Origin of the sequence: Bartonella sp. AA1HLJMS, assembly GCF_042197445.1 — a bacterium.
Taxonomy (GTDB): domain Bacteria; phylum Pseudomonadota; class Alphaproteobacteria; order Rhizobiales; family Rhizobiaceae; genus Bartonella.
This window is the reverse complement of record NZ_JBHIRW010000081.1, coordinates 1-3,722: the sequence shown is the minus strand read 5'-3', so window position 1 is coordinate 3,722 and position 3,722 is coordinate 1. Positions and strand designations below refer to the sequence as shown.

The window sequence follows — 3,722 nt, the reverse complement described above, 5'->3', positions numbered from 1 at the left end:
ATTAGCGCTTGATTTTTCACGTATTATGGATGCGTTTGTAAGTATTTTTACACAAAAACCAAATATCCGACTCTAAATACATTCTGAGATGTGCGAAACTGTTTAGCAAATGAATTATCAATTTCGCGCGTCTCGCAGATGCAAGAAATAATGTCGTTTTACACATCTCAAACAGTGGTTTTCAAAACATTAACAATTTGATCCCCTTAGGTCGCTCCTGTTATAAATGCAGCCCACTGTTCCATAAGGGTATGTCGTTGTTCTAAAAAATCTGTCCGCATATAAGCTTTTGTCACTGAACTCCCAACTGAATGCGCAAGAACAGTTTCTGCAATCTCAAAAGGTGTTGATGTTGTTTCTGCTATCCAATCCCGTAAACTGGAACGAAAACCATGGGGGCGATAAGTCAAACCACAAACTGTCATATATTTTGCCATGCTTGCATCAGAAATTGGCTTGCCTGTAAGACCAGAAAAGAGAAAACCATTTTTTTCAAAGGGGAGAGATTTTTCAATCACTTTTAAAGCTTCATTACTCAATGGCACGCGAAAATCTGAAACTTTCCCTACAATACCCTTCATATTTTCTTTGGGTATCGTCCATATATTTTTATCTATTTGTTCAAGACGCAAATAGCGCAATGGATATGACCGTACTCCTGTCAAAATCAAGAGCTTCAGTGCTAAATTTGAAAGGATATTATCATCTAAGCTCTGATAAAATGCCGGAACTTCTTGCCATGGCATAGCAGGAATATTTGTTGGTGTAGTACGGGGCTTTCCTAAAAGGGCGCGTGCTTTCATACAAGCTTGTAGATCAACTTCCAAACCAAGAGCAGCCGCATATTTCAAGCAAATGTTAATACGGTTTAACGCTTTTCGTGCTGTATCTGCTTTTTCATGCCAAAGGGGCGCAAGAATATTGCGAATGATATTAGCCGTTAATTTTTCTATAGAGAGGCTGCCTATGTGTGGAATAACATGCAATTCCAGCGGAGAAAACCAGCGCCCATTTTTGCCTTCATTTTTTAACTCTGCTTTTTTACTTTCAAAAGCCGCAATTGCAATCTCACTGAACATGTTGCTTTGCTGTTTTAAGACGGTTTGTTCTCGAAAGACAATAGGGTCATTGCCTTCTCTGAGAATAGCACTATAATGCTTGGCAAGTTCGCGCGCTTCTTTCAGAGAAAGTTGTGCGACTGGACAAAGCCCCATTTCACGGCGTTTGTTATGGTATGTATAACGAAAGAACCAAGAGCGCGTATTGTCTTTTCGAACATTCAACCATAGCCCTGCCCCGTCACAATATTTACCCTGCGGAGACGACTTTACGAATGATGCTGACAACCGATGAATCGCCCTCACTTAACGTCCCCTCTCGTCCACCTTTTCAAGCATTGCTCGTCCACCTTTTTTGGTCCACCTTTTAGACCACCTTTAATTTCTGATTTGAGATTTTTTCTTTAATACTTACTTTTTTTATTGAATCATAAAAAGCTATAGACATCAATACGCCCTTACACATCTTTATATACTTTGAATCTTGTTGCTAAGCCCCTGCTTGCCGCGTCTGGGAACACAACAAAATAAAGCGGTTCATTTTTATCCTTCGCATGTTGAATCGCATAAACAGCGGCTTCCTCTGGTGGAGTAAAAATGCCATTAAAGGACACATGCACCTTGCCATCAGCACCCTCTTGCAAATGCTGCTTTTCTTCATCCGTTAAACAATGTGCGTGAGGAAACAATCCCACCATTCCAAGCAAAGGCAAGGATGGCAGATTGTTGATCATCACAAACAGCAAAACTTAAGGATAGCATTCATATTGTTCTGGATGCTTTTTACAAAAAGGGCTGTTTAAGCGCTTCTTGACACTGCGCTGTGGTATGACAGCACCTGGACGACAAATGGGGAGGTTTTCCTCTTTAAAAGTATAACATGGCCCTCCCGCTCTTGCTACCTCTTCATCTTTATAGCGAAACCCTGATTGAAGCATGCAAGCATAAATTGTTGCTTTTGCATTAATGCTCTGCTTTCTGTTTTCTGGATCGACATCATAAGGCGTTGGCATGCCACATTCTAACAAGGCTTTTCCTACCTCTGTAAAATTAGTAACACCATTTTTCTCCCACGCGCTCAAATACCCTCCAGGAGTTTTATTAAACTGACATCCTGCAATACCTAATAAAGTTACAGCACCTAATAGCTTTAGAGTTTGTTTCATTTTTTACTCCATTATTTAATTCAAGGTTTTTGTTCACGATGAGATGTGCCATAGCGCCATGTACACTTATCACTCGCATCTCCAAGGCAAGTATGGGAGCTTATGGGATTCATGATCACTCTCAACCATTCTGTCCAAACGTTACTGCCAGCAGGGAGTGTCCCGTAGGTATAGCCATTGCCACCAATAATTCTGCTTACAAAGTCATATCTATTCCCATCAAAGCCAATAGTGGTTTGTTTGCCATCACTCACATAACCTAACAGACCGGATGCAACTAAAACATTAAAGGCTGGTCCATAGAAATTGATATTCGTGTTGTCGGCTATCCCGTGCACACCTTCTTGTTTGAAAGAATTCAGCATATTCCCCAATGTCATGGTACCACGGCTATGTCCATAAAGTTCTAACCCTGTAATACCATGGCTATACACCAAATCTTTTGCTTCTTGTGTTGAATTGGTCAAACCCCAAAAGTTATTTTCCATAAACTTCTGATAGCCCGCGACTAGAAGTTCTGAGATAGCAGAATCGGCTTGAGGGAACACAACAAAATAAAGCGGTTCATTTTTATCCTTCGCATGTTGAACCGCATAAACAGCGGCTTCCTCTGGTGGAGTAAAGATGCCATTAAAGGACACATGCACCTTGCCATCAGCACCCTCTTGTAAATGCTGCTTTTCTTCATCCGTTAAATAATGGAAAGTGAGGAAACAATCGCGCCATTCCAAGCAAAGGCAAGGATGGCGGATTGTTGATCATCACTTAAGATTGGCATTCATCCGCATTTTTATATTTTTTACAAAAAGGGCTGTTTAAGCGCTTTTCGACACTTCTCTTCGGGATGACAGCACCAGGCTGACAAATGGGAAGGTCTCTACCGTTAAAAGGAGAACACCAGCTAGCTCTCCCTTTATAATGGAATCCTGCTTGGATCATGCAAGCATCAATCGTTGCATTCTCATTGTTGCTTAACTTTTGAACTTCATCCTCAAGATAATTAAGGTGTGGCAAACCACACTCTAGCAATGCTTTTCCTACCTCCGTAGAATCTGCTCCTAGCTTCTCCCACACAGCCGTCTCTCCTCGAGGAGGTTTATCAATGTTTTCAATATCACATCCAGCAACCGTTAACAGAATGAGCAGGCTTAATAAATTAAACAACATTTTCATTTTTTGTTCCCTGTTCTCGTTGAATGAAGTTTGTTAAAACCAAATGAACCATAATTAATTTGACACTCACGACTCGCATCAGCATAACAATTATGGGGGCTCGGGTTAAGGCCCAAGACCGCTCTCCCCATCTCTCTGAGAGGATTAGTTGCTATAGTAAATAAACTGTTTGCTGCAAATATCATCATATAAAAAGGATTTTTTATACCTTTCTCCAAAAGTGAAAAATCTAGATTTAAAGGTGCCTTATAAGCCGTAGGCCAATTGTAACCAATCACTGTACTAATGGGGTCTAACATATGACCTTGTATGTAGATATAATTTT

General features: G+C 40.6%; 3 protein-coding genes and 3 pseudogenes. All 6 read right to left on the bottom strand.

Translation table 11 applies throughout. The features are described 5' to 3' along the window. Positions 1–206: 206 nt before the first annotated feature. Positions 207–1,364, bottom strand: a complete 1,158-nt coding sequence (locus tag ACFIQE_RS09070; protein WP_375707582.1) for a tyrosine-type recombinase/integrase — start codon at positions 1,362–1,364, stop codon at positions 207–209. Positions 1,365–1,558: 194 nt separating this feature from the next. Continuing rightward, a pseudogene (locus ACFIQE_RS09065) lies at positions 1,559–1,741 on the bottom strand (filamentous hemagglutinin); the annotation flags it as partial. Between the two features lie 66 nt (positions 1,742–1,807). After that, complete coding sequence (locus ACFIQE_RS09060; protein WP_375637110.1) at positions 1,808–2,224, bottom strand: hypothetical protein; 417 nt, start codon at positions 2,222–2,224, stop codon at positions 1,808–1,810. Between the two features lie 20 nt (positions 2,225–2,244). Beyond that, positions 2,245–2,928: pseudogene (locus tag ACFIQE_RS09055) on the bottom strand (filamentous hemagglutinin); the annotation flags it as partial. Positions 2,929–2,989: 61 nt separating this feature from the next. Next, positions 2,990–3,397: a hypothetical protein gene (locus ACFIQE_RS09050; RefSeq protein WP_375648061.1), complete on the bottom strand. Its 408-nt coding sequence runs from the start codon at positions 3,395–3,397 to the stop codon at positions 2,990–2,992. After that, positions 3,394–3,722, bottom strand: a pseudogene (locus ACFIQE_RS09045) (hypothetical protein); the annotation flags it as partial. The pseudogene ACFIQE_RS09045 and the gene ACFIQE_RS09050, both read right to left, overlap by 4 nt.